Genomic DNA, 22830 nt, shown 5'->3' with positions numbered 1-22830 from the left:
GCCGCGCGGGTTGGCGCAGGACCGGCCGTTCGGCGTACAGACGGGGCGAGCGCGTATCATGAACGCATGAGTGAACGACATGACGTGCTGATTGTCGGTGGTGGCCTGGTCGGCGCCAGCCTGGCCATTGCCCTGGACCGCCTCGGCCGCGACGTGGGCCTGCTCGAGGCCAGCCCGGCCGGCGAGCTGCCGGTGGTGTTCGACCAGCGCAATCTCAGTTTCGCCGCTGCCACCGTCAATGCGCTGACCGCGCTGGGGGTGATGCAGAAGCTGGCGATGGCACCGGGCCCGATCCGGCGCATCCACGTCAGCCGTGCCGGCGATTTCGGCCGTGTGCAGCTGGAAGCGGCCGATTACGACCGGCCTTGGTTCGGCCAGGTGGTGGTCGCCCGCGACTTCGGCCAGGCGCTGGAAGCGCGGCTTCAGGAGCTGCCGCGGCTGCGCCGTTACCGGCCGATGCGGTTCCTGGGCCTGGGTGAAGTGGTCGACGGCTACCGCCAGGTGCGGGTCGCCGATGAGGCCGGCGAGCGCGTATTGCTGGCAAGGCTGGTGGTGGGTGCCGACGGTACGACCAGTGGCGTGCGTGGTGCACTGGGTATCGAGGTCGACCGCCATGATTTCCAGCAGACCCTGTTCGTGGCCCGTGTACGCAGCCAGCGCGCGCCGGATGGTACCGCGTGGGAGCGTTTCACCGATACCGGCCCGACGGCCCTGCTGCCGCGCGGCGATCGTCACTTCGGCACCGTGCATGGTGTTGCGCGCGACCAGGCCGATGCGGTGATGGCGCTGGACGATGCCGCCTGGCTGCAACGCCTGCAGAACGCGATCGGCTGGCGTGCCGGCCGCCTGCTCGAGTCCGGCCCGCGCAGCGCCTACCCGCTCATCCAGGTGCTGGCGCGCGCGCTGGCCGGTGAGCGCACGGTGCTGCTGGGCAATGCCGCGCAGACCATTCATCCGCTGGGTGCACAGGGCTTCAACCTGGGCCTGCGCGATGCGCTGACCCTGGCCGAGCTGCTGGAGGATGCGCATGAAGATGCCGGCAGTGATGCACTGCTGCAGGCCTATGTCGCGCGCCGCGAGGAAGATCGCCGGCAGACGGTGGCGTTCTCCGGCGGCCTGGCGCGCCTGACCAGCAACCCGGCGCCGCTGATGCGGCCGCTGCGCAGCCTCGGCCTGGTGGCCGCGCAACGCGCATCGGTGCAGTCGATGCTGGTCGGTGGCGCGATGGGCTTCCGCGGCGAAGTGCCGCGCCTGTGCCGCGGAGAAGCCGCATGAGCCGGCGCATGCGCCTTGATGTGGCCATCGTCGGTGGTGGCGTGGTCGGTGCCGCGTGCGCGCTGGCGCTGGCCGATGCCGGCCTGTCGGTTGCGCTGGTGGAAGGTCGTGAGCCCGCGCCGTGGCAGGCCGCACAGCCTGACCTCCGCGTGTTCGCCTTCGCTGCTGACAACGTACAACTGTTGAGCCGCCTGGGCGTGTGGCCGGCGATCGCGCAGGCCCGCGCCTGGCCCTACCGGCGCATGCAGGTGTGGGATGCGGCCGGTGGCGAAGATCTGCTGTTCGATGCCGATCGCTTCGGCCGTCGTGAACTGGGCTACATCGTCGAGAACGGCCTGCTGCAGGATCGGCTGTGGGCGGCGTTGCCGGCGGCGGGCGTGCAGCTGCACTGCCCGGCGCGGGTGGAAGCGCTGGAGCAGGACGACGACGGCGTGCGCCTGCGCCTGGATGACGGTCGTCGCCTGGAAGCGGCGTTGGCGGTAGCCGCCGACGGCGCCGAATCGACCCTGCGCCAACTGGCCGGGATCGAGGTTGAAAAGCATGACTACCACCAGCGTGGCGTGGTGGCCTACGTGGACAGCGATCTTCCCAACCAGGCCACCGCCTGGCAGCGTTTCCTGCCGAGCGGGCCGCTGGCGCTGCTGCCGGTGGCCGAGCGCCGCAGCTCGATCGTATGGACCCTGCCCGAGGACGAGGCCGCGCGCGTGCTGGCGCTGGACGAAGACAGCTTCAACCGCGAACTGACCCGCGCCTTCGCGGCGCGGCTGGGTGAGCTGCGGCTGGCATCACCGCGCGCAGCCTTCCCGCTGCGCCGCCAGCTGGCACGTCACTACGTGGCCGGCCGTGTGCTGGCATTGGGTGATGCCGCGCACGTGGTGCATCCGCTGGCCGGGCAGGGCGTGAACCTGGGCCTGCGCGATGTGGCCGCCCTGCAGCAGTGGCTGGCGCCGTCGGCCGAGCGCCGTGGTCAGCCGCGGCTGTCGCCACAGCGCCTGCAGCGCTGGGCGCGCGAACGGCGTAGCGACAACCACATCGCCGCCTACAGCTTCGATGCGATCAACCGCCTGTTCTCCAACGACGAAATGCACCTGACCCTGGCCCGCGGCCGCGCGCTGGGCTGCGTCGGCAAATGGCCACCGCTGGTGCAGGCATTCTGGAAGCGCGCCGCCGGGGTGTAGCAGAATGCAAACCGCTCTGGTGGGTGCCCGACGTCAGTAGATCCACGCCATGCGTGGATGAAGATCGCGCTGGATCAAAAAAGGGGACGGAGGGGATTAAGTCGTTTGTGGCACAAACGACTTAATCCCCTCCGTCCCCTTTTTCAGTCGACCAGCCAGCCGGCCAGGTCGGCACGATCCAGCTTGCCGCGACGCTTCACGTCCAACGCATTGAACTCATCGGCCAGCGCCGGATTCGCCTGCGCTTCCTCGCGGCTGATGAAACCATCGCCGTTCACATCCAGCGCAGCGAAGTGGATGCGGTACTGGCCAACCACGCTGCTCGGTTCCAGCGAACGCACGGTCACCTGCGCCTCGCCGGCCGGTTGCGGAATCTCGACGCTGCCGCTGACCCGGCCCGCATCCAGCGGTTGCTGGCGGATCGCGCCGCCGGTGGGGCCCAACGGCTGGCTTTGTGCCGGGGTGTGCGGCAATTGCTGGGCCACCGCTGGTGCGGCGGCCAGCAGGGTGATCAGCAGCGGAATCGTTCGATGTCGCATGGATGCTCCTCCCTCTGCAGCGCCGGGGTATGCCCGGCGGACGTGATGGCCTCAGCGCAGTGGCGACGCCAGTACGGTGATCTCCTCACGGTCGTGATAGAGCTGCTTGGCACGCACCACCAGCGGCTTGCCGGCCTGGTCCTGGAACAGGTCCAGGCACAGGCGGGTTTCGTCCCAGCGCTTCTTCATCGGCAGCTTCAGGTTGAAGATCGCGTGCCGGCACCAGCCTTCGCGGAACCAGGTGGCCATGCGTTCGGCTACGCGGCGCGGCTGCTCGACCATGTCGCAGACCATCCAGTCCAGCGGCTGTTCCGGATGCCAGTGGAAGCCATCGGCGCGCAGGTGCTCGACCAGGCCGGTGTCCAGCACGTGCTGGCGCAGCGGGCCGTTGTCGATGCTCAACACGTGCATGTGCTGGCGGGTCAGCACCCAGGTCCAGCCGCCGGGGGCGGCGCCCAGGTCGGCCGCACGCATGCCGGGCTTGGCCAGTGCTTCGCGTTCTTCCGGCGTCAGCAGGGTCAGCAGTGCTTCGTCCAGCTTCAGTGCCGAACGCGAAGGCGCCTCGGGCAGCAGCTTCAGGCGCGGGATGCCCAGTGCCCACGGCGCGCTGTCGGCCGGGTCGGCCACGCAGACGAAGGCGTGGGTGCCGTCGACGAACACCACGTGCAGGCGCGGCAGGCGGTTGTTCGGCTTGTCAGTCAGCTTGCCGGCCTTGCGCAGCGCCGGACGCAGCGCGTTGCCAAAGGCGCGGGCCAACCCGGACAGCGGCTTGCCGGCGTCCGAGTCCGGGTGTTCCACCCACAGGTCGCCGAAGCGCGGCGCATCGGCCAGCACGTCGAGCATCGGGGTAATGCGGTCGGCCGGGTCCAGCTGCGGCAGCTCGGCCAGCACCACCAGCTTCTGCCGCGCGAAGATCAGCTCGCGCCAGCGCAGGCGCGGCGCCAGCGCGGCGGCTTCGTCGCACATGAAAAGCACGTAACCGTCATTGCGCTGGGTACGTGCATAACCTGCGAAACCGGCTTCGCCGGCGCGGAACTGCAGCTCGCCGGCCAGCTCGGGCTCGAAGCCCTGCCGGCACAGGCACAGCAGGCCGATCCCGGTGTCAGTAACGGGCGCCATCGCTTTCCCCATAGGCGCGCAGCACGCTGCGCGCGGCGTCGCGGTTCAGGCCCTGCACCACTTCGATGCCACGCTTGTTGAGCTCGCCGACCCAGTCGGCCGGCAGCGGGCCTTCATCGAACGGGGTCAGTTCCTCGACGTCGGCCGAGTTGGCACCGATCAGCAGGCGGTCGATGCCCGCCCACACGGTAGCGCCATAGCACTGGCAGCACGGCTGCGAACTGGTGGCCAGGGTGACCGGCGACAGCACTGCGTTCAGGCGCGGGGTCTGCAGGCGCTGCTGGGCCAGCATGTAGGCCATGTTCTCGGCGTGCGCCAGCGAGGTCGCGTGCGGCATCACCCGGTTCACGCCGGCGGCGATGACCTTGTCGTCCGGTCCGAACACCACGGCACCGAACGGACCGCCACTGGCGTGCTCGACGTTCAACCGCGACAGCTCGATCGCCAGCGCGACCTTGGCCTCATCGCCCGGATATCGACGATCCAGGTCGATCTGGTCGTGGATCCAGGCGGGAAGGGTCAGGTGGACTTGCGCGTACAGCATCGCGGGGGTGCCTCGTGTGGGATGGGAAAAAGTGCGGTTGCTTGGGGAACCGGCGCGCAGTGTAGCCGCACGGGCCTGTATCGGGTGTGGGCGTGGGTCAGCCTGGCGAGCCGGTGCGGATCACCACGTACTGCTTGCGGAATTCCAGCCCGGCCTGCGGCCAGCTGGCCGCGTAGGCGCGCAGCAGGGGCAGGGCGGCGGCGAAGTCGTGGCCGTTGACCCGGCAATCGGCCTCGCACAGGCCGTCGGCATCGCGCGAGGCGAACAGGCGGATGGCGAGGAATTGGCGGGCTTTCAGCAGCTCGTCGAAGGCCTCCATGCTGCGGGTGAACAGGCAGCAAGGGCAGGAGCCATGATCGTCTTCGCTGCAGGTGGAGGCATCCACTTCCTGTGCACGGTAGTGCGCCAACGGCCCCAGCACTACAGTGCGCTCGTGTTCCTCGCCATTGTCACCGGCCGGATAGGTCAGGCCCATCATCGGCAGGCCCTGTGCGTCTTGGGCGCCGATCGCGGTCTGCAGGGTCGCCAGGTCTACCCGCACCCAGGTCTGGAAGCCGGACAACAGCGATGCCTGCTCATCGGCACCATTTGCATGCTGGTACTCGAACAGGCCATCGGCGAACAACTGCGGATGCTGGCTTTCGATGACGGTGGAGGTCTGCCAACCACCGTTTTCGCGCGCGTGTGCGGCCATTGCATGCGGGGTCAGGCGCAGGCCGCTGTCCAGCAGCAGCGCGTTGCCGTCGACGTGGCTGGCGACGCCCGCGTCCTGAAGGACCTGCTGCAGCAGCGGGAGGAGAGCGGCGGAGGTCGTGGTCATGTCAGGCCTGTGGGGTGGATGGGGTGGAACATCCAGGCAGGGCCTGGGCATCTAGCGGTCGAGCGCGTCGAGTTCGGCGCGATATCGCTGCGCGTCGGATTGCTGCTGCGGATCGTTGCCGTGGTCGCGCAGCCAGCTTTCCAGCTCGCGGCGATAGTCCGCGCGGAAATCGGCATTACCCGGGCTGAAATGCAGCTTGCGTGCCGCCACCTCCACCCGCTCGCGCGCGCTGGCCCGGGCCTGGGCGACGCCGTGCGGGGATTCATTGGTGAGGATGACGAAGTTGCGTGGGAAGCCCGGCGTGTACTTGACCACGAACGGCTGGTCGCGCGCCGGGATACGGATGGCGTTTTCCAGCGGCCACAGCGAAGCGGTGTTGGTGTGGAACACCACGTCCACGTCGCGGCCCTCGGCGGTACGCAGCACCCCTTCGTAGCGCCAGATGTACTGCTCGTTCATCGTCGAACTGGTGCGCTCGGACTTCACGATCACCGCTTCACCACGCTCGCCCACCACGTTGAGGAAGGCGGCGTTGAGGAAGTGGCCGAGGAAGATGTTGAGCATCGCCAGCGGGAACACCACGATGGCGTAGCCCGGAAAACGCCGCCACCACGAGACCAGCCCGGCCAGCACCATCGCCGAAAAGAACGTCAGCAGCGGATGCTGCGAGATGAACCAGAGCAGGGCGGACAGGGCGGTGATCATCGTCGTGGTCATGCGGGCGCCGTCCTGGCGCCCGCGCAGGTCCTCAGGCCGACCAGGTATCGCGCAGGGTCACGCTGCGGTTGAACACCGGCTTGGCCTCGGTGTGGTCGCGGCGGTCGGCGACGAAGTAGCCGGTACGCTCGAACTGGAACGACTGCTCCGGTGCGGCGCTGGCCGCAGCCGGCTCGACATAGCCGGTGACGGTGCGGCGCGATTCCGGATTGAGGTAATCGCGGTAGGTCTTGCCTTCCGATTCGTCGTCCGGGTTCGGCACCGAGAACAGGCGGTCGTACAGGCGGATCTCGGCCGGCACGCCGTGCACGGCGCTGACCCAGTGGATGGTGCCCTTGACCTTGCGGTTGGCGCCTTCCATGCCCGGGCGCGATTCCGGATCCAGCCAGCCGCGCAGCTCGGTGATGGTGCCGTCGGCATCCTTGATCACTTCATCGCAGCGGATGATGCCGGCACCGCGCAGGCGCACTTCGCCACCCGGAACCAGGCGCTTCCAGCCCTTCGGCGGCACTTCGGCGAAGTCCTCGCGGTCGATCCACACTTCGCGTGCGAACGGCACTTCGCGGCTGCCGAAGCTCTCGTCCTTCGGGTGGTTGCTGAAGGTCAGCTGTTCTTCATGGCCTTCCGGCAGGTTGGTCAGCACCAGCTTGACCGGATCGATCACCGCCATGCGGCGCGGCGCTGCACTGTCCAGGTCTTCGCGCAGCGCGCCTTCCAGCACGCTGAAGTCGATCAGCGAATTCTGCTTGCTGATGCCCACGCGCTCGGCGAACAGGCGCATCGCGGCCGGGGTGTAGCCACGGCGACGCAGGCCCTGCAGGGTCGGCATGCGCGGGTCTTCCCAGCCGTCCACCAGCTGCTCGGTGACCAGCGCCATCAGCTTGCGCTTGCTCATCACCGTGTAGTTGATGTTCAGACGCGAGAACTCGATCTGGCGCGGCTTGGCGGCTTCGCGCGGCAGGCCGGCATCGACCAGCGGCTGGGTCAGCGCATCGTCATGGGCGAAATCGACGTTGTCCACGCACCAGTCGTACAGCGGGCGGTGGTCTTCGAACTCCAGCGTGCACAGCGAGTGGGTGATGCCCTCGATCGAATCACCCAGCGCGTGGGCGAAGTCGTACATCGGGTAGATCGGCCACGCGTTGCCGGTGTTCTGGTGCTCGACGTGCTTGATGCGGTACAGCGCCGGATCGCGCAGGTTGATGTTGCCGCTGGCCATGTCGATCTTCGCGCGCAGGGTGCGCGCGCCATCCGGGAACTCACCGGCACGCATGCGGCGGAACAGATCGAGGTTTTCCTCGACGCTGCGGTCGCGCCACGGCGACGGGCGGCCCGGTTCGGTCAGGGTGCCGCGGTAGGCGCGCACTTCCTCGGCCGACAGGTCGCAGACATAGGCCTTGCCCTGTTCGATCAGCTTCTCGGCGGCCAGGTAATAGGCCTGGAAGTAGTCCGAAGCATGGCGCAGCTCGTTCCACTCGAAGCCCAGCCAGCGCACGTCGTCCTGGATCGCGGCCACGTATTCCGGGTCTTCCTTGGCCGGGTTGGTGTCGTCGAAGCGCAGGTTGCAGACGCCGCTGAATTCGCCGGCGATGCCGAAGTTCAGGCAGATCGACTTGGCATGGCCGATGTGCAGGTAGCCGTTCGGCTCCGGCGGGAAGCGGGTCTTGATCGCCTGGTGCTTTCCGCTGGCCAGGTCCTCGCGCACGATCTGGCGGATGAAATCGCGCTTCTCGTGGCTGTCGGCGGGGGTCTCGGGGCTGGCGGGGGTGTGCTCGGACATGAGTCTGGGGCGAAAAAGGGCAGAAAGACCAACAGTCTAGCGCGTACGGGGCAGGGCTGCCCGGTGGGGTGTGGGGATGCCGGCCAGCGGCCGGCACTACCCAACTGCACGGCGATCCACATTCCGCCGGCCCGCTGCCGGCGCTACCGGAAGGTGGATGGGTAGTGCCGGCCGCTGGCCGGCAGAACGGTCATGCGCCGTCACCACCACCATTCAGCTTCCGGGCGTATGCTGGAACCCTGTCCCACGGAGCCGCCGCATGCACATCGTGTACAAGGCCGACAACCTGTTCGACGCCCACCTGGTCAAGCACGCGCTGGAAGATGCCGGCATCCCGGCCTTCGTGTTTGGCGAGCAGCTGCTGGGCGGCATGGGCGAGCTGCCGCTGTTCGGTGTGCTGCGGGTGGGAATCCCCGATGCGGCACGCCCGCAGGCCGAGGACATCGTGGCGGCGCTGGACTTGGGCCACGCGCCGGACGCCCCCATTTCAGATGCAGACGACATAGCCGGACTTCCGGCGTAGGAGCGCATCATGTTGGGAATTGGCCAGGGCATCCTCGGCATCGGCGCCTTCAAGCAGCGCCTGCCACGCCCGGAAGAGGCGCTGCCGGGGCGTGACCAGCCGCTGCCGCTGCACAGCAACCAGCACTTCGTGAACAGCCATCCGCTGAAGGACCGTTTTGCCGGCCTGCAGCAGATCCGTTTCGCGCTGGGCTGCTTCTGGGGCGCCGAGCGCAAGTTCTGGAGCGAACCGGGCGTGTACAGCACCTCGGTGGGCTATGCCGGGGGCATCACCCCGAACCCGACCTATGAAGAGGTCTGTTCGGGCCTGACCGGCCACACCGAAGTGGTGCAGGTGGTGTTCGACCCGGCGGTGGTGAGCCTGGAGCGCTTGTTGCAGCTGTTCTGGGAGAGCCACGACCCGACCCAGGGCATGCGCCAGGGCAACGACACCGGCACCCAGTACCGCTCGGCGATCCACACCACCGACGAAGCCCAGTACAAGGCCGCGCTGGCCAGCCGCGAGGCCTACCAGGCGCAGCTGGATGCGGCCGGCTACGCCCCGATCACCACCGAGATCGTGTACCCGGCACCGGCGTACTACTACGCCGAGGACTATCACCAGCAGTACCTGGCGAAGAATCCGAACGGCTACTGCGGCATCGGCGGCACCGGCGTGAGCTGCCCGATCGGGTTGGATGTGGAGGCGCCGCGCTGACGCGCGGTGGTCCGCCTGCGGCGGGCAACGTCAACGGCTGAAAGCCAAGGCCAAGGCCAAAGCCAAAGCCAAAGCCAAAGCCAAAGCCAAAGCCAAAGCCAAAGCCAAGCGGCTCTGGTTTGCTGTGAGTTTGGCGGGACGGGTGCAGATGGCGGGACACGCCGTAAACCCGTCCTTGGGGGCTCGGCCACGGCATCCATGCCGTGGACGGTCCCGCCATCTGCACCCGTCCCACCTTCGACAGTTTTCCGGTGACGGTGGGCGAGAGCATTGGTTACTGACGAACTGAAGAAAAACAAAAAGGACGCGGCGTTCGCCGCGTCCTTTTTGTTTGGTTCTGCAGTGCTTTCTGTAGAGCTGAAGGCAGCGGCAGGAGCCGCTGCCAACGTCGCTTGCGCGACGGCCCGGAGGGTGCCGGTCAGGACGACCGGCACAGCCATGCTCGGCTGCGAGCAAGCGAAGCGCGCGACCCGCTGTTGCTCTTCTTTCTTTCTTCCTTGGCGGGCGGCCGCAGGAACTTGTCAGAGGGCGGGCGGGTTGGGTTCGCGGGGGTGTCCGCGGCATGGATGCCGCGGCCAAGCCCCCATGGACGGGTTCACGGCGTCTCCCGCGAACCCAACCCGCCCGACCCAGCACGGCTGTTGCTTCATGCCCTTCGCGACCAACCGACCCGCCACGAGGGGCTCAGCCGTTGGCCGGAATCACAGTGCCGCGCGGATCCGCTCGCGCAGCGCCTGCAGATCCTTGGCAAACGCATCGATACCGGTCGCCAGCTTCTCGGTCGCCATCGGATCGGCCGCCAGGTCCGCCGCGAACTTCGCCGCATCGATCGGGGTCACCGCCGTGCCGTCCGCTGCACCGGCCACCAGCTTGCGCGGCAGCTCGCCGTGGTCGGCGTCCAGCTTCTCCAGCAGGTCCGGCGAAATCGTCAGGCGGTCGCAGCCGGCCAGCGCTTCGATCTGCGCGGTCGAACGGAACGAGGCACCCATCACCACCGTCGGCGAACCGCGGCGCTTGAATTCGGCATACACGCCACGCACGAACTTCACGCCCGGGTCTTCGTCGATGGTGGCCGGGGTCTGGCCGTTGGCCACGTACCAATCGAGGATACGACCGACGAACGGCGAGATCAGGAACGCGCCGGCTTCGCTGCAGGCCAGCGCCTGGGTCGGGTTGAAGATCAGGGTCAGGTTGCAGTCGATGCCCTCGGCCTGCAGGATGCGCGCGGCTTCCACGCCTTCCCAGGTCGCGGCGATCTTGATCAGGATCTTCTCGCGCGGCACGCCGGCATCGGCGTACATCTGGATGAACTGGCGGGCCTTGGCCACGGTGGCGGCGGTGTCGTGGGCCTGGTCGGCGTCCACTTCGGTGGACACGCGGCCCGGCACCAGCGTGCTCAGCAGCGCGCCGACGCCGATGGTCAGGCGGTCGGCCACGGCGTGCACCACGGCTTCGCGGTCGCCACTCTGCTGGCGGCCCCAGGCCAGTTCGCGTTCGATCAGCTCGGCGTAGACCGGCAGGTCCAGCGCCTTCTTCACCAGGGTCGGATTGGTGGTGCAGTCCACCGGCTGCAGGCGCTTGATCGCCTCGTAGTCACCGGTATCGGCAACGACCACGGACAGTTCGCGCAGCTGGGACAGTTTGGACGGGGTACTCATTACGGCTCCTGGTGCAGGGGGATCGAATCGCGCGCGGTGCGCAGCGGTAATCAGGGGCGGTCGTTGTGGACCGCGGTCACGCGCAGGCGCAGCTTGCGGCCGCCGGGCGCGTTCCAGTCGATGCTCTGGCCGATCGAAAGGCCGAGCAGGGCACTGCCGACCGGGGCCAGCACGGAAACCTTGCCTTCATCGACGTTGGCTTCGCGGGGGAAGACCAGGGTCAGGACGTGCTTCTCGCCCGACACTTCATCTTCGCACTCCACGCGCGAATGCATCATGACGATGCCTTCGGGAATCTGGTCCGGTGCCAGCACGGTGGCCCGGTTGAGTTCTTCAGCAAGCGCGAGCGCGGCAGGCGTCTGGCTCAGCGCAGGGGATTCGAGCATGGCGTCCAGGCGGTCCATGTCGAAGGTGGAAACGGTGATCGACGGCGGCAGGCCGCTGGCGGTACTCATGGTGAAGCTCCTTGGTTGAAAGCCATGCAAAAGGCGGCACCTGCTGGCGCCGCCTGTCTGTATTGTGGGGACAAATGCGGCCGGAATCGACTCCTGCCGATTCCAGGCCGGTGCTGCGGGGGTTCAGCCGTTCAGGGCGGGGCCGGGCAGGGCGGTCGCTTCGCCGGTGGCATTCACCGCATCAAGGGTGAACAGCGCCTGCGGCAGGCGCTTGAACTGGTCGGCCAGTTCCATCAGGAAGTCGTTCATGGCCGAGCTGCGGCGCCAGATCATGGCGATGCGACGGCTGGGACGGCCCTCGCCGGTGAAGTCGAGCAGGCGGATGTTGTTCGATCGCGGCACCGGCGGCTGCACCGACAGGCTGGGCAGCAGGGTGATGCCGACATCGGCGGCAACCATCTGCCGCAGCGTCTCCAGACTGGTGGCGCGGAACTCGGACTTCTCGTTGGCGCCGAACAGGCGGCACACTTCCAGCGCCTGGTCGCGCAGGCAGTGGCCATCTTCCAGCAGCAGCAGCTTCTGCGTGGCCAGTTCCTGCACATCCAGGTGTTCGCGGCGGGCCAGCGGGTGGCGCCCGGACACCGCCAGCAGGAACGGTTCCTCGAACAGGAACTCGGCGTGCAGCTGGTCGTCGATTACCGGCAGCGCCAGCAGCGCGGCGTCCAGCTTGCCTTCGCGCAGGCGGTCCAGCAGCACATCGCTCTTTTCCTCGACCAGCAGCAGTTCCAGCTCCGGGAAGCGCTCGCGGATGCGTGGGATCACATGCGGCAGCAGGTACGGACCGAGGGTCGGGAAGATCCCCAGGCGCACCGTCCCGGCTTCCGGGTCGCGGCTGCGTCGCGCCGCTTCCTTCAGCTGCTCCACTTCGGACACGATCACCCGTGCCCGTGCCGCCGCTTCCTGGCCGGCCGGGGTCAGCATCACCTTGCGCGGTGCGCGTTCCACCAGCGGCAGGCCCAGTTCTTCTTCCAGCTTGCGGATCTGCGTGGACAGCGTGGGCTGGCTGACAAAGCAGGAGGCGGCAGCCCGGCCGAAATGCTTGTGGTCGGCCAGGGCTACCAGGTACTTCAGATCACGTAGGTTCATCCTTACACCCCAAGGGTAACGGACCGGCTGACGGCATGGTTACCCGACAGGCAGACAATGTTCCCGGTGATCTGGGAACGGTGGATCAGGCCGCTTCAGCAACGGCACCGCTGCTGTTGCTCACCGACGAGCGGATCAGGTGGTCGAACGCGCTCAGTGCGGCGGTCGAACCGGCGCCCATGGCAATGATGATCTGCTTGTAGGGTACCGTCGTGCAATCGCCAGCAGCGAACACACCCGGCAGGTTGGTCTGGCCGCGGTCGTCGATGACGACCTCGCCACGCGGCGACAGCGCCACCACATCCTTCAGCCACTCGGTGTTGGGCAGCAGGCCGATCTGCACGAAGATGCCTTCCAGCTCGACGCGGTGGGCGTCGCCGCCGACGCGGTCCTTGTAGACCAGGCCGGTGACACGGCTGCCGTCACCCAGCACTTCGGTGGTCTGTGCGCTGGTCAGCACGGTGACATTGGCCAGGCTGCGCAGCTTCTTCTGCAGCACTTCATCGGCGCGCAGGCTGGAATCGAACTCCAGCAGGGTTACATGCGACACGATGCCGGCCAGATCGATGGCCGCTTCCACGCCGGAGTTGCCGCCGCCGATCACCGCCACGCGCTTGCCCTTGAACAGCGGGCCATCGCAGTGCGGGCAGTAGGCCACGCCCTTGTTGCGGTACTGGTCTTCGCCCGGCACGTTCATCTGCCGCCAGCGCGCGCCGGTGGACAGGATCACCGAGCGCGACTTCAGCACCGCGCCGTTCTCCAGCTGCACCTGCACCAGGCCGTCTTCGCCGGCCGGCACCAGCGCACTGGCGCGCTGCAGGTTCATGATGTCCACCTCGTACTCGCGCACGTGCTGTTCCAGTGCCGTGGCCAGCTTCGGGCCTTCGGTCTCCTTCACCGAAATGAAGTTCTCGATCGCCATGGTGTCCAGCACCTGGCCGCCGAAACGCTCGGCGGCGATGCCGGTGCGGATGCCCTTGCGTGCGGCGTAGATCGCCGCTGCAGCACCGGCCGGGCCACCGCCCACCACCAGCACGTCGAAGGCGTCCTTGGCGGCGATCTTCTCGGCATCGCGCTTGCTGGCATTGGTGTCCAGCTTGGCCACGATCTGCTCGAGGGTCATGCGGCCCTGGTCGAACACTTCGCCGTTGAGGTACACGGTCGGCACCGACATGATCTCGCGCTTCTCGACTTCGTCCTGGAACAGGGCACCGTCGATGGCCACGTGCTGGATGCGCGGGTTGAGCACCGCCGCCAGGTTCAGCGCCTGCACCACGTCCGGGCAGTTCTGGCAGGACAGCGAGAAGTAGGTTTCGAACCTGTACTCGCCTTCCAGGTTCTGCACCTGCTCGATCAGCTCGGCGGTGGCCTTGGACGGATGACCGCCCACCTGCAGCAGCGCCAGCACCAGCGAGGTGAACTCATGGCCCATCGGCAGGCCGGCGAAGGTCAGATGGATGTCCTGGCCCGGGGTGCCCAGGTCGAAGGACGGCACGCGGCCCTGGCCATCGCGCAGCACCTGCAGCGAGATCTTGTCCGACAGGCTTTCCAGGGTCTGCAGCAGTTCCAGCATCTCCTGCGACTTGGCGCCGTCGTCGGCGTGCGCGGTGATCTGGATCGGGCGGGTCACGCGCTCCAGATAGGTCTTCAGCTGCGACTGCAGGTTGGCGTCCAACATCGGTCTTCTCCTGGCTTCAGGCAAACAGGGGGCGTGGCACCGCTGTACAAGGTAGCGGACCAGCTGGGGGTAGGGGTGAACCCAAGACAGCGACCGTGGAAGGGGCTGGCTGGCCAAGGCGGGCGAGCGTTGGCTGTCTTGGGTTCACCCCCACGCCGGTAGGGCACCGGCATGGGGATGAAGGGCGCGCCGTGGCGTGGGGCCACGGCAGGCCGGTACTGCGTTAGATCTTGCCGACCAGGTCCAGCGACGGGGTCAGGGTCTTCTCACCTTCCTTCCACTTGGCCGGGCACACCTGGTTCGGGTTGGCGGCGGTGAACTGGGCAGCCTTCAGCTTGCGCAGGGTTTCGGACACGTCACGGGCGATCTCGTTGGAGTGGATCTCCAGGGTCTTGATCACGCCTTCCGGGTTGATGATGAAGGTGCCACGCAGGGCCAGGCCTTCTTCCGGAATGTGCACGCCGAAGGCGTTGGTCAGCTGGTGGGTCGGGTCGCCGACCAGCGGGAACTGGGCCTTGCCGACGGCCGGCGAGGTTTCGTGCCACACCTTGTGCGAGAAGTGGGTATCGGTGGTGACGATGTAGACCTCGGCGCCAGCCTTCTTGAACTCGGCGTAATGGTCAGCCGCGTCTTCGATCTCGGTCGGGCAGTTGAAGGTGAAGGCGGCCGGCATGAAGATCAGGACGGACCACTGGCCCTTCAGGCTGGCGTCGGAAACCTTGATGAACTCGCCATTGTGGTAAGCGTTGGCTTCGAACGGCTGGATCTGGGTGTTGATCAGGGACATCGTTTTTCCTCTGGTGAAGGGGAGTGGGTGAATCGACAGGAGCTAGGTTACCGACTCGCTGGCGATAAGAACAATCCATTGATTGCATCTATTTGATAGATGGAGTCTATCATTCGGTCATGAGCAGGCACTGAACCTTGCCGCTCCCATCCTGCAACTGGCTGTGTGACAAGGGAAATCTCCCGGAGGCGCGGAAAGGGGCCGATAGCCCCTCCTTATTCCCTCCGGCAGAACCTGAACGGATTGCAGCTTTTTGTAGTGTCGAGCCACGCTCGACTGCGGCTCTACAATTGCGGAATGTCTTTCCAAACCGAACCCACCCTGCGCCAGATCGTGGCCGAGGCCAGTGCCCGTCTCGGCGGCATCGAAGCCCGCCACGAGGCTGAACTGCTGCTGCTGCATGTACTGGACCGCCCGCGCAGTTGGTTGTTCGCGCACGCCACCGATCCGTTGGCCGCCAATGACCAGGCCGCCTTCGAGGCGTTGCTGGCCCGCCGCGTGGCCGGTGAGCCGGTGGCCTACCTGACCGGCCGTCGCGGATTCTGGACGCTGGACCTGGAGGTCGACCCGGCCACGCTGATCCCGCGTCCGGAAACCGAGCTGCTGGTCGAGCTGGCACTGGAGCGCCTGCCGCCAGACCAGTCGCTGCAGCTGGCCGACCTGGGCACCGGCAGTGGTGCGATTGCACTGGCACTGGCCAGCGAACGGCCGCAGGCGCAGGTGCTGGCCACCGACGCCAGCCCGGGCGCGCTGGCCGTGGCCGCGCGCAATGCCGCCCGCCATGATCTGCGCAACGTCCGCTTCGCTGAAGGCGGGCACGACTGGTATGCACCGCTGCAGGGCGCGCGTTTTGATCTGATTGCCAGCAACCCGCCGTACATCGCCAGCGACGATCCGCATCTGGAGCGGGGTGACCTGCGCTTCGAGCCGGCCACCGCACTGGCCTCGGGTCCGGATGGCCTGGACGACATCCGCCGCATCGTCGACGGTGGCCAGGCCCACCTGCTGCCCGGCGGCTGGCTGCTGATCGAGCACGGTTGGGACCAGGGCGAGGCGATCCGCGCGCTGTTCGACGCGGCGGGGTTTGCCGAGGTGCAGACCGTGCAGGATCTGGAGCAGCGCGACCGCATCACCCTGGGCCGGCGTCCGGCCTAGAATGGAGGTTCTCCTGCCCCGGCAGGGCATCACCCTGGAGCTGCAAGCATGCGTACGCTGTACCCCGCCATCCCCCCCTACGACGTCGGCACCCTGAAGGTCGACGACCGCCACACGCTGTACTTCGAACAGTGCGGCAACCCGGACGGCAAGCCGGTGGTGATGCTGCACGGTGGCCCGGGCGGTGGCTGCAGCGACAAGATGCGCCAGTTCCACGACCCGTCCAAGTACCGCATCATCCTGTTCGACCAGCGCGGTGCCGGCCGTTCCACCCCGCACGCCGACCTGGTGGACAACACCACCTGGGACCTTGTTGCCGATATCGAGAAGCTGCGCGAACACCTCAAGGTCGATCGCTGGCAGGTGTTCGGTGGCAGCTGGGGTTCGACCCTGGCGCTGGCCTATGCCGAAACCCATCCGCAGCGCGTGACCGAACTGGTCCTGCGCGGCATCTTCATGCTGCGCCGCTGGGAGCTGGAATGGTTCTACCAGGAAGGCGCCAACCGCCTGTTCCCGGATGCGTGGGAGCACTACCTCAAGCCGATCCCGTCGGTGGAGCGCCATGACCTGATCTCGGCCTTCCACCGCCGCCTGACCAGCGACGACGAAGCCACCCGCCTGGAAGCGGCCAAGGCGTGGGCGGTGTGGGAAGGCGCGACCAGCTTCCTGCATGTCGATGATGACTTCATCAACAGCCACGAAGACCCGCACTTCGCGCTGGCGTTTGCCCGCATCGAGAACCACTACTTCGTCAACGGCGGCTTCTTCGAGGTGGAAGACCAGCTGCTGCGCGACGCGCACCGCATCGCCGATATTCCCGGCGTGATCGTGCACGGCCGCTACGACGTGGTCTGCCCGCTGGCCAATGCCTGGGACCTGACCAAGGTCTGGCCGAAGGCGAAGCTGGAAATCACGCCGGCCTCGGGCCATTCGGCGTTCGAGGCCGAGAACGTGGACGCGCTGGTGCGCGCCACCGACAGCTTCGCCTGATCGGTAGTGCCGGCCGCTGGCCGGCAACGCCGCACCGGTAGCGCCGGTCATACGCGGCGCTATGAACCCTCATCCACGCATGGCGTGGATCGACCACAGCCTGGTAGTGCCGGCCGCTGGCCGGCAACGCCGCACCGGTAGCGCCGAGTCATGCGCGGCGCTATGAACCCTCATCCACGCATGCGTGGATCGACCACAGTCTGGTAGTGCCGGCCGCTGGCCGGCAACGCCGCACCGGTAGCGCCGAGTCATGCGCGGCGCTATGAACCCTCGTCCACGCATGGCGTGGATCGACCACAGCCCGGTAGTGCCGGCCGCTGGCCGGCAAACCTGAAACGGGTGGATTCCTGCAGACGCCGGCCAGCGGCCGGCGCTACCAATCCCCGGCCAGCAATGCGTCGGCCAGCACCTGCAGCTTCGGCGAATGCTGGCGCGACGGCGGGTAGATCAGTGACAGCGCGCGGCTGCGGCCCTCGAACGGCTGCAGCACACGTTGCAGGCGGCCGTCAGCCAGCGCGTCGGCCACCGCGAAATCCATCACCTGCACGATGCCGATGCCGGCGATGGCCGCTTCCACCAGCGGATCGCCGCTGTCGAACACCATCCGCGTCGGCGGCGTGAACTCGCGCAGTTGCCCGTCCTGCAGGAACTGCCAGTCCACCAGCCGGCCACTGCGCAGGTTGCGCACCGCCAGGCAGGCGTGATCCTGCAGCGCGGCCACATCGTCCGGTGCGCCACAGCGGGCCAGATACGCGGGGCTGGCCACCGTCACCCAGCGCAGCGGCCGCAATGGCCGCGCGACGATGCGCTGGTCGGCGATGACGCCGGTGCGCAGCGCGGCATCGAAGCCTTCCTCGACCAGATCGACCAGGCGGTCGCTGAGCACGGCTTCCACCTGCAGTTGCGGATGCTGTTCCAGTAATGGCGCCAGCATCGGCACCAGCACCTTGCGCCCGAACATCGACGGCGCACTGATCTTCAACGTACCCGAGGGCGTGCACGGGCGGTCGGCCAGTTGCCGCTCGGCATCGTCCAGGCCGGCCAGCAGCGGTGCCACCTGTTCCACGAACTGGCGGCCATCCGGGGTCAACGCCACGTTGCGGGTGTTCCGCTGCAGCAGCTTTACCCCCAGCGTGGCTTCCAGCCGCCCGATCGCGCGCGACATGCCGGACTGGCTCAGGCCCAGCTGCCCGGCAGCGACGGTGAAGCTGCGTGCCTCGGCCACCTGCACCAGCATGCGCACGGCATTGAGGTCCAACGAGGATCCATTCATGCCGAAAATCATGACAGATATGGTCGGGCAGGGGTTTATTGATTGGCCCGCATCAATGAGACTGCGCTCCCCCATCGATCCAGACCGCCGATGCCTCCCCTCAAATACCCGCGCTGGGCGTTGACCCTGCTGGCCACCGCGCAGCTGATCATCGCCCTGGACGCCACCATCATCTTCGTCGCCCTCCATGACATGGGCCGCGCGCTGCAGATCAACGCGCAGCAGCTGCAGTGGGTGGTCAGTGCCTACACCGTGGCGTTCGGTGGCAGCCTGCTGCTGGGTGGCCGCGCCGCCGACCTGATCGGCCGTCGCCGTTTCTACCGGCTGGGCATGCTGCTGTTCGCACTGGCGTCGCTGCTCGGTGCGTTGGCGCCGAATGCCACCTTGTTGATCATCGCGCGCGCCGCGCAGGGCGTCGGTGCGGCCCTGCTGTTCCCCGCCACGCTGGCACTGATCAACACGCTGTACGCCGAAGGCCCGATGCGCAACCGCGCGCTGGCGATCTGGAGCATGGCCAGTGCGGTGGGCCTGGCGCTGGGCACGCTGCTGGGTGGCGTGCTGACCCAGGCGTTCGGCTGGCCGGCGGTGCTGGCGGTGATCGTGCCGCTGGCCACGGCGTGTGCGGTCGCAGCCGGTGCGTGGTTGCCGTCCGATGGTCCAAGGGTGCGCGGCCGCTCCTTCGATCTGGCCGGTTGCCTGACCGTCACCGCCGGCGGCAGCCTGCTGGTCACTACCCTGGTTCAAGGGCCGGAGTGGGGCTGGACGGCACCGGCCACGCTGATCTGCCTGCTGCTTTCAGCCGTGCTGTTGACGGTGTTCGTACAGATCGAAAAACGCAGCCGTGACCCGCTGATGCAGTTTTCGCTGTTGCGCCTGTCGGGCCTGCGCGCGGCACTCGGCCTGACCTTCGCCTTCATGAGCAGCTATGGCGTGCAGTACTACTTCCTGGCGCTCTACTTCCAGGATGGCTATGGCTGGAGCCCGCTGCAGGCCGGCATGGCCTTCCTGCTGCCGACGTTGGTGTGCACCTTCGGCATCCGTATTGCCGAACGCATGCTGCGGCGCCGTTCGCCAAGGCAGGTACTGGCCTGGGGCTTCGCCGCCGGTGCCATCGGCATTGCCGCGGTGGCGCTGGCGATGCCGCACGGTGCCAGCTACTGGCCGCTGCTGCCGGGCATCGTGGTGCTCAGCATCGGCCAGGGCATGAGCTGGACGGCGATGTGGATCGTGGCCGGGCAGGGAGTGCCGGCCGCACAGCAGGGCGTCGCGTCCGGCATGGCAGCCACCGCCCAGCAGATCGGCGGGGCGTTGGGACTGGCGGTGCTGGTGATGGTGGCCAACGCCGCGCGCGGCACGCAGGCAGCAACCAGTGCCGACGCCCTGCAGGGCATGGTCAATGCACAGTACGGCGCCGCGTTGTTCGCCGCGCTCGGCGTGGTGATCGCGCTGGGCCTGCGCCCGGCGCCGGTCGAGTCGGCCGCCGCCGTCTGCCCGGTCAGCGAGGCATGATTGAAGGCGCTGGCGTGGGTGGATGTGCCACGCCTGCGGTGGTGCCGGCCGCTGGCCGGCAACCTCGGGGTGGTTGGATCATTGAGGTTGCCGGCCAGCGGCCGGCACTACCGATCCGGAATGGATCCACGCGCGTTCAACCGAACGCCAGCAACTGCGGCTGCAATGCGCTGAAGATCCGCGCCAGCCGCTCCGCCCACGCCTGCTGCCCAGCCACATCGGCAATCAGGTCCTGGCGGATTTCCAGTTCCACGTGCACCAGCCCGCGGCCTTCGCCATGCACCGGCACTGCGTAGTCGCTGGTGCTGCTCACCGAATACGGTTCATTGTCACCAACCACCAGGTCGCCTTCCTCGCGCAGTGCCTGCAGCAAGGCATGGGCGAAGCGCGTGTCCTGGTGGTACAGCACGCCGGCATGCCACGGTCGCTGCGCGCCGTTCATCGCCGGAGTGAAGCTGTGCATCATCACCAGCAGGGTGGGGCGGCCGGCATCTCGGCGCGCATCCAGTTCCGCGTCGATGCGCGCGTGGTAGGGCGCGTGGATCGCATCGATACGCTGCTGCCGCTGTGCCGCCGACAGCCCGGCATTGCCCGGCACCACGGTGTGGTCGCTCACCTCCGGAATCAGCGTCGGCGAGGCCAGCGGGCGGTTGCAGTCGATCAGCAGCCGCGAATAGGTCTGTTCGATGGCCCAGGCATCCAGCCGTTCGGCCAGTGCGCGGGTGGTGCCGGCAATGCCGATGTCCCAGCCGATATGGCGGTCCAGTTCGGCCTGCGGCAAGCCCAGGCCTGCGAGGGTACGCGGCACCTGCTGGCCGGCATGATCGGCCAGCATCAGGTACGGCGAGGCACCCTGAGGCCGGTGGATCGTATGGATCGCCGGGTCGTCGGCGCCGAGCAGCGCCGGCAGCGCGTGCAGGTCGGCGTCAGCCACGCGGGCGTCCGTCCAGGTGATGCTCGATCATCCACAGCCCGGCCCAGAGCTTGGCGTCCAGCTCGTAGCCTTCGCCCATCTTCTGCACCAGCCAGGCCGCTGCCTCACTGCGCGGAATCTCGTGCACGATGATGTCTTCGCTGTCGTCACCACCGCCCTCGCCAACGCGGCGCAGGCCGGTAGCGCGCACGAAAGCGATCTTCTCGCTGCTGGCGCCGGAAGAGGTCGGGCCGATCAGCAGCACTTCGGCGTGATCGGCGGTCCAGCCGGTTTCTTCTTCCAGTTCGCGCACGGCCGAGACTTCGATCGATTCGCCGGCGTGGATGTCGCCGACCAGGCCGGCCGGCATCTCGATGGTGGGTGCCTGCAGCGGCACGCGGAACTGCTCTACGAACAGCACGTTGTCCTCGGGGGTGACGGCGATGATGATCGCGGCCAGGCCACCGGCGTGGGTACGTTCGCTGTATTCCCAGGTGCCGCGCACCAGCATGCGCTGGTACTTGCCTTCATAGACGACACGCGGGGCTTCGGTGTTGCGCTGGCTCATGCGGGCTCGCTGTGGGTGGGAAGAATATCGGGCACGCCGGCGGCATCGAACAGCCGGCGGCGGGTCATCGGGCCGAAGCGCAGGGTCTGGCACAGGCCGCCGAGCAGCTCGGGATCGGCCGCCTGGCGCAGCAGGCCGGGCTGGCTGCCTTCCAGTGGCGCGTCCAGCGCGATGGTGGTCAGCTGGCGCCAGAGCTGGGCGTGCTCGCGCTGCTCGCGCAGGCGCACCGCCATCTGGGCGGCGCCGCGCAGGCGCAGGAACGGCACTTCGTCCAGGCGTTCGTACAGCGCATCCATGCTGCCGAAATGGGCCAGCAGCACGGCGGCGGACTTGCTGCCGACGCCACTGATGCCGGGAATGTTGTCCACCGCATCGCCGCACAGCGCCAGGTAGTCGGCGATCTGGTGCGCGTGCACGCCGTGCCGCGCCTTCACTCCGGCCACGTTCCAGCGCTGGTTGCGTGCGTAGTCCCACTGCTCGTCGTGATCCAGCAGCAGCTGCGACAGGTCCTTGTCGGCGGAGATGATCACGCCGCGGTGGCTGCCACGATGCACATGCAGGGCGCTTCCGATCAGGTCGTCAGCCTCGTACTCGTGGTGCGCCAGCACCGCCAGGCCCAACGCCGCGCACAACGCCTTGCAGTGCACGAACTGGCGCTTGAGCGCCTCCGGCGCCGGGTCGCGGTTGGCCTTGTAGGCGGGGTACAGGCGGTGGCGGAAGCCACTGTCCAGCGCTTCGTCGAAGGCGATGGCGATGTGACGCGGGCGTTCGCGCTCGAGCAGGTCCAGCAGGAAGCGGGCGAAGCCGTGCACGGCATTGGTCGGCCAGCCCTGCGCGTCCTGGAACTGGTCGGGCAGGGAGTGCCACGCGCGGAACACATAGATGCTGGCGTCGACCAGGTACAGCGACGGCGGTGGTACCGGCAGGGTCATGCCGGAGGCGTCCAGTCGCGCAGCAGGGTGGCAGGGTCCGGACGCTCGCGCTCGGGCACGGCGGCCTTCGGCGTGCCGATATGGATGAAACCGGCGATGCCTTCGCCCTCGGCCAGGCCCAGGTAGGCGTGCACGGCGGGGTCGAAGGCCATCCAGGCGGTCAGCCACTGCGCGCCGAAGCCCAGCGCCTGTGCGGCCTGCAGCAGGGCGAAGCAGACGCAGCCGGCGGTCATCAGCTGCTCCTGCTCGGGGACCTTCGGGTCCCGGCGCGGGCTGGCCACCACCACGATCACCAGCGGCGCATGGCTGAAACGCTGGCGATCCTTCTCGAACACGGCCTCGCCCGCATGCGGGTCGCGTTGGCGGCTGCGCTCGGCCAGGAAGTCGCCCAGAGTGTGACGTGCATCGCCGGCGATCTTCAGGAAGCGGAACGGTACGCGCTTGCCGTGATCGGGCACGCGCAATGCCGAAGCCAGCATCCGCTGCAGGGTGGCCGGGTCCGGGCCGGGCTCGGCCAGTTGCCGCGAAGGCACTGAGCGGCGGGCATCCAGGGCGAGCAGGGCGGCGGGGTCGGGCATGGAGTCTGAACCGGTCATCACGAAGGTTTGATTATAGTCGGGGTGGTCAAAGACACC

At 67.7% G+C, this 22830-nt stretch carries 23 protein-coding genes; 7 read left to right on the top strand and 16 right to left on the bottom strand.

What is annotated here, in order from left to right; all coding sequences use genetic code 11:
- The first annotated feature begins 66 nt into the window (after positions 1-66).
- Positions 67-1275: a 2-octaprenyl-6-methoxyphenyl hydroxylase gene (ubiH, locus tag AC5P5X_RS05880; RefSeq protein WP_005408146.1), complete on the top strand. Its 1209-nt coding sequence runs from the start codon at positions 67-69 to the stop codon at positions 1273-1275.
- Entirely contained in the window at positions 1272-2453 is a 1182-nt protein-coding gene (locus AC5P5X_RS05875) for a UbiH/UbiF family hydroxylase (RefSeq protein ID WP_005408147.1), read from the top strand. The genes ubiH and AC5P5X_RS05875 overlap by 4 nt, the downstream gene beginning before the upstream one ends.
- Positions 2454-2596: 143 nt before the next feature.
- On the opposite strand, the gene AC5P5X_RS05870 is transcribed toward AC5P5X_RS05875, so the two are convergent.
- From AC5P5X_RS05870 to AC5P5X_RS05845, 6 genes are all read right to left on the bottom strand, one after another.
- Positions 2597-2992 (bottom strand): EF-hand domain-containing protein, encoded by a 396-nt coding sequence (locus AC5P5X_RS05870; RefSeq protein WP_005408148.1) that lies wholly within the window; start codon positions 2990-2992, stop codon positions 2597-2599.
- 51 nt (positions 2993-3043) lie between these two features.
- Positions 3044-4111 carry a 23S rRNA (cytidine(2498)-2'-O)-methyltransferase RlmM gene (gene rlmM / locus AC5P5X_RS05865; RefSeq protein ID WP_049461123.1) on the bottom strand — a complete coding sequence of 356 codons (1068 nt, stop codon included), beginning with the start codon at positions 4109-4111 and terminating at the stop codon, positions 3044-3046.
- Entirely contained in the window at positions 4095-4655 is a 561-nt protein-coding gene (locus AC5P5X_RS05860) for a nucleoside deaminase (RefSeq protein ID WP_004154307.1), read from the bottom strand. The genes rlmM and AC5P5X_RS05860 overlap by 17 nt, the downstream gene beginning before the upstream one ends.
- A gap of 97 nt (positions 4656-4752) precedes the next feature.
- Positions 4753-5475, bottom strand: coding sequence for a DUF6348 family protein (locus AC5P5X_RS05855; protein WP_060380610.1), 723 nt, complete (start codon positions 5473-5475; stop codon positions 4753-4755).
- 51 nt (positions 5476-5526) lie between these two features.
- Positions 5527-6180 (bottom strand): hypothetical protein, encoded by a 654-nt coding sequence (locus tag AC5P5X_RS05850; protein WP_099527772.1) that lies wholly within the window; start codon positions 6178-6180, stop codon positions 5527-5529.
- A 43-nt stretch (positions 6181-6223) separates the two neighbouring features.
- A complete protein-coding gene (locus AC5P5X_RS05845; RefSeq protein WP_049395815.1) occupies positions 6224-7972 on the bottom strand; it encodes a glutamine--tRNA ligase/YqeY domain fusion protein in 1749 nt (582 codons plus the stop codon).
- Positions 7973-8231: 259 nt separating this feature from the next.
- On the opposite strand from AC5P5X_RS05845, the gene AC5P5X_RS05840 reads away from it, so the two are divergent.
- Both AC5P5X_RS05840 and msrA read left to right on the top strand, forming a co-directional pair.
- On the top strand, positions 8232-8495 hold the full coding sequence (locus tag AC5P5X_RS05840) for a putative signal transducing protein (RefSeq protein ID WP_005408153.1): 264 nt from the start codon (positions 8232-8234) through the stop codon (positions 8493-8495).
- A 30-nt stretch (positions 8496-8525) separates the two neighbouring features.
- On the top strand, positions 8526-9191 hold the full coding sequence (msrA, locus tag AC5P5X_RS05835) for a peptide-methionine (S)-S-oxide reductase MsrA (RefSeq protein WP_049395825.1): 666 nt from the start codon (positions 8526-8528) through the stop codon (positions 9189-9191).
- Between the two features lie 701 nt (positions 9192-9892).
- On the opposite strand, the gene AC5P5X_RS05830 is transcribed toward msrA, so the two are convergent.
- From AC5P5X_RS05830 to ahpC, 5 genes are all read right to left on the bottom strand, one after another.
- Positions 9893-10849: a transaldolase gene (locus AC5P5X_RS05830; RefSeq protein WP_100438891.1), complete on the bottom strand. Its 957-nt coding sequence runs from the start codon at positions 10847-10849 to the stop codon at positions 9893-9895.
- Between the two features lie 50 nt (positions 10850-10899).
- Complete coding sequence (rnk, locus tag AC5P5X_RS05825; RefSeq protein WP_005408156.1) at positions 10900-11304, bottom strand: nucleoside diphosphate kinase regulator; 405 nt, start codon at positions 11302-11304, stop codon at positions 10900-10902.
- 123 nt (positions 11305-11427) lie between these two features.
- Complete coding sequence (locus AC5P5X_RS05820) at positions 11428-12390, bottom strand: LysR substrate-binding domain-containing protein (protein WP_005412310.1); 963 nt, start codon at positions 12388-12390, stop codon at positions 11428-11430.
- An 85-nt stretch (positions 12391-12475) separates the two neighbouring features.
- Complete coding sequence (gene ahpF, locus AC5P5X_RS05815; protein ID WP_005408158.1) at positions 12476-14068, bottom strand: alkyl hydroperoxide reductase subunit F; 1593 nt, start codon at positions 14066-14068, stop codon at positions 12476-12478.
- Between the two features lie 223 nt (positions 14069-14291).
- Positions 14292-14855 (bottom strand): alkyl hydroperoxide reductase subunit C, encoded by a 564-nt coding sequence (gene ahpC / locus AC5P5X_RS05810; protein WP_005408159.1) that lies wholly within the window; start codon positions 14853-14855, stop codon positions 14292-14294.
- A gap of 297 nt (positions 14856-15152) precedes the next feature.
- Here ahpC and prmC point away from each other — a divergent pair, with 297 nt between their 5' ends.
- Both prmC and pip read left to right on the top strand, forming a co-directional pair.
- Complete coding sequence (gene prmC / locus AC5P5X_RS05805) at positions 15153-16010, top strand: peptide chain release factor N(5)-glutamine methyltransferase (RefSeq protein WP_065183696.1); 858 nt, start codon at positions 15153-15155, stop codon at positions 16008-16010.
- Positions 16011-16058: 48 nt separating this feature from the next.
- Entirely contained in the window at positions 16059-17000 is a 942-nt protein-coding gene (gene pip / locus AC5P5X_RS05800; RefSeq protein WP_111189410.1) for a prolyl aminopeptidase, read from the top strand.
- Positions 17001-17373: 373 nt separating this feature from the next.
- On the opposite strand, the gene AC5P5X_RS05795 is transcribed toward pip, so the two are convergent.
- On the bottom strand, positions 17374-18273 hold the full coding sequence (locus tag AC5P5X_RS05795; protein ID WP_258391099.1) for a LysR family transcriptional regulator: 900 nt from the start codon (positions 18271-18273) through the stop codon (positions 17374-17376).
- Between the two features lie 90 nt (positions 18274-18363).
- Between AC5P5X_RS05795 and AC5P5X_RS05790 the strand changes: the two genes are divergently transcribed.
- Complete coding sequence (locus AC5P5X_RS05790; protein WP_111189411.1) at positions 18364-19782, top strand: MFS transporter; 1419 nt, start codon at positions 18364-18366, stop codon at positions 19780-19782.
- A gap of 136 nt (positions 19783-19918) precedes the next feature.
- Here the strand turns inward: AC5P5X_RS05790 and AC5P5X_RS05785 are convergent, their stop codons facing one another.
- From AC5P5X_RS05785 to AC5P5X_RS05770, 4 genes are read right to left on the bottom strand one after another with little or no spacing between them, the layout of a single operon-like run.
- On the bottom strand, positions 19919-20716 hold the full coding sequence (locus AC5P5X_RS05785) for an N-formylglutamate amidohydrolase (protein ID WP_111189412.1): 798 nt from the start codon (positions 20714-20716) through the stop codon (positions 19919-19921).
- Positions 20709-21263, bottom strand: a complete 555-nt coding sequence (locus tag AC5P5X_RS05780; RefSeq protein ID WP_062607743.1) for an NUDIX hydrolase — start codon at positions 21261-21263, stop codon at positions 20709-20711. The genes AC5P5X_RS05785 and AC5P5X_RS05780 overlap by 8 nt, the downstream gene beginning before the upstream one ends.
- Complete coding sequence (locus AC5P5X_RS05775) at positions 21260-22195, bottom strand: 5'-3' exonuclease (RefSeq protein ID WP_005408166.1); 936 nt, start codon at positions 22193-22195, stop codon at positions 21260-21262. The genes AC5P5X_RS05780 and AC5P5X_RS05775 overlap by 4 nt, the downstream gene beginning before the upstream one ends.
- Positions 22192-22773: a nitroreductase family protein gene (locus tag AC5P5X_RS05770; RefSeq protein ID WP_111189417.1), complete on the bottom strand. Its 582-nt coding sequence runs from the start codon at positions 22771-22773 to the stop codon at positions 22192-22194. The genes AC5P5X_RS05775 and AC5P5X_RS05770 overlap by 4 nt, the downstream gene beginning before the upstream one ends.
- Positions 22774-22830: the final 57 nt, after the last annotated feature.

This window comes from Stenotrophomonas sp. YJH_SMC_91 (assembly GCF_059368495.1).
The sequence above is the reverse complement of the archived record's forward strand: the minus strand, read 5'-3'. Positions and strand labels throughout refer to the sequence as shown.

Coding starts and splice junctions, on each gene's coding strand:
- pip (WP_111189410.1), top strand. CDS start 16,059: ATGCGTACGCTGTACCCCGCCATCCCCCCCTACGACGTCGGCACCCTG.
- AC5P5X_RS05850 (WP_099527772.1), bottom strand. CDS start 6,180: ATGATCACCGCCCTGTCCGCCCTGCTCTGGTTCATCTCGCAGCATCCG.
- rlmM (WP_049461123.1), bottom strand. CDS start 4,111: ATGGCGCCCGTTACTGACACCGGGATCGGCCTGCTGTGCCTGTGCCGG.
- AC5P5X_RS05845 (WP_049395815.1), bottom strand. CDS start 7,972: ATGTCCGAGCACACCCCCGCCAGCCCCGAGACCCCCGCCGACAGCCAC.
- AC5P5X_RS05855 (WP_060380610.1), bottom strand. CDS start 5,475: ATGACCACGACCTCCGCCGCTCTCCTCCCGCTGCTGCAGCAGGTCCTT.
- AC5P5X_RS05830 (WP_100438891.1), bottom strand. CDS start 10,849: ATGAGTACCCCGTCCAAACTGTCCCAGCTGCGCGAACTGTCCGTGGTC.
- AC5P5X_RS05840 (WP_005408153.1), top strand. CDS start 8,232: ATGCACATCGTGTACAAGGCCGACAACCTGTTCGACGCCCACCTGGTC.
- AC5P5X_RS05870 (WP_005408148.1), bottom strand. CDS start 2,992: ATGCGACATCGAACGATTCCGCTGCTGATCACCCTGCTGGCCGCCGCA.
- AC5P5X_RS05795 (WP_258391099.1), bottom strand. CDS start 18,273: ATGAATGGATCCTCGTTGGACCTCAATGCCGTGCGCATGCTGGTGCAG.
- AC5P5X_RS05780 (WP_062607743.1), bottom strand. CDS start 21,263: ATGAGCCAGCGCAACACCGAAGCCCCGCGTGTCGTCTATGAAGGCAAG.
- AC5P5X_RS05860 (WP_004154307.1), bottom strand. CDS start 4,655: ATGCTGTACGCGCAAGTCCACCTGACCCTTCCCGCCTGGATCCACGAC.
- AC5P5X_RS05775 (WP_005408166.1), bottom strand. CDS start 22,195: ATGACCCTGCCGGTACCACCGCCGTCGCTGTACCTGGTCGACGCCAGC.
- ahpC (WP_005408159.1), bottom strand. CDS start 14,855: ATGTCCCTGATCAACACCCAGATCCAGCCGTTCGAAGCCAACGCTTAC.
- AC5P5X_RS05770 (WP_111189417.1), bottom strand. CDS start 22,773: ATGCCCGACCCCGCCGCCCTGCTCGCCCTGGATGCCCGCCGCTCAGTG.
- prmC (WP_065183696.1), top strand. CDS start 15,153: ATGTCTTTCCAAACCGAACCCACCCTGCGCCAGATCGTGGCCGAGGCC.
- rnk (WP_005408156.1), bottom strand. CDS start 11,304: ATGAGTACCGCCAGCGGCCTGCCGCCGTCGATCACCGTTTCCACCTTC.
- AC5P5X_RS05790 (WP_111189411.1), top strand. CDS start 18,364: ATGCCTCCCCTCAAATACCCGCGCTGGGCGTTGACCCTGCTGGCCACC.
- ubiH (WP_005408146.1), top strand. CDS start 67: ATGAGTGAACGACATGACGTGCTGATTGTCGGTGGTGGCCTGGTCGGC.
- AC5P5X_RS05875 (WP_005408147.1), top strand. CDS start 1,272: ATGAGCCGGCGCATGCGCCTTGATGTGGCCATCGTCGGTGGTGGCGTG.
- AC5P5X_RS05820 (WP_005412310.1), bottom strand. CDS start 12,390: ATGAACCTACGTGATCTGAAGTACCTGGTAGCCCTGGCCGACCACAAG.
- ahpF (WP_005408158.1), bottom strand. CDS start 14,068: ATGTTGGACGCCAACCTGCAGTCGCAGCTGAAGACCTATCTGGAGCGC.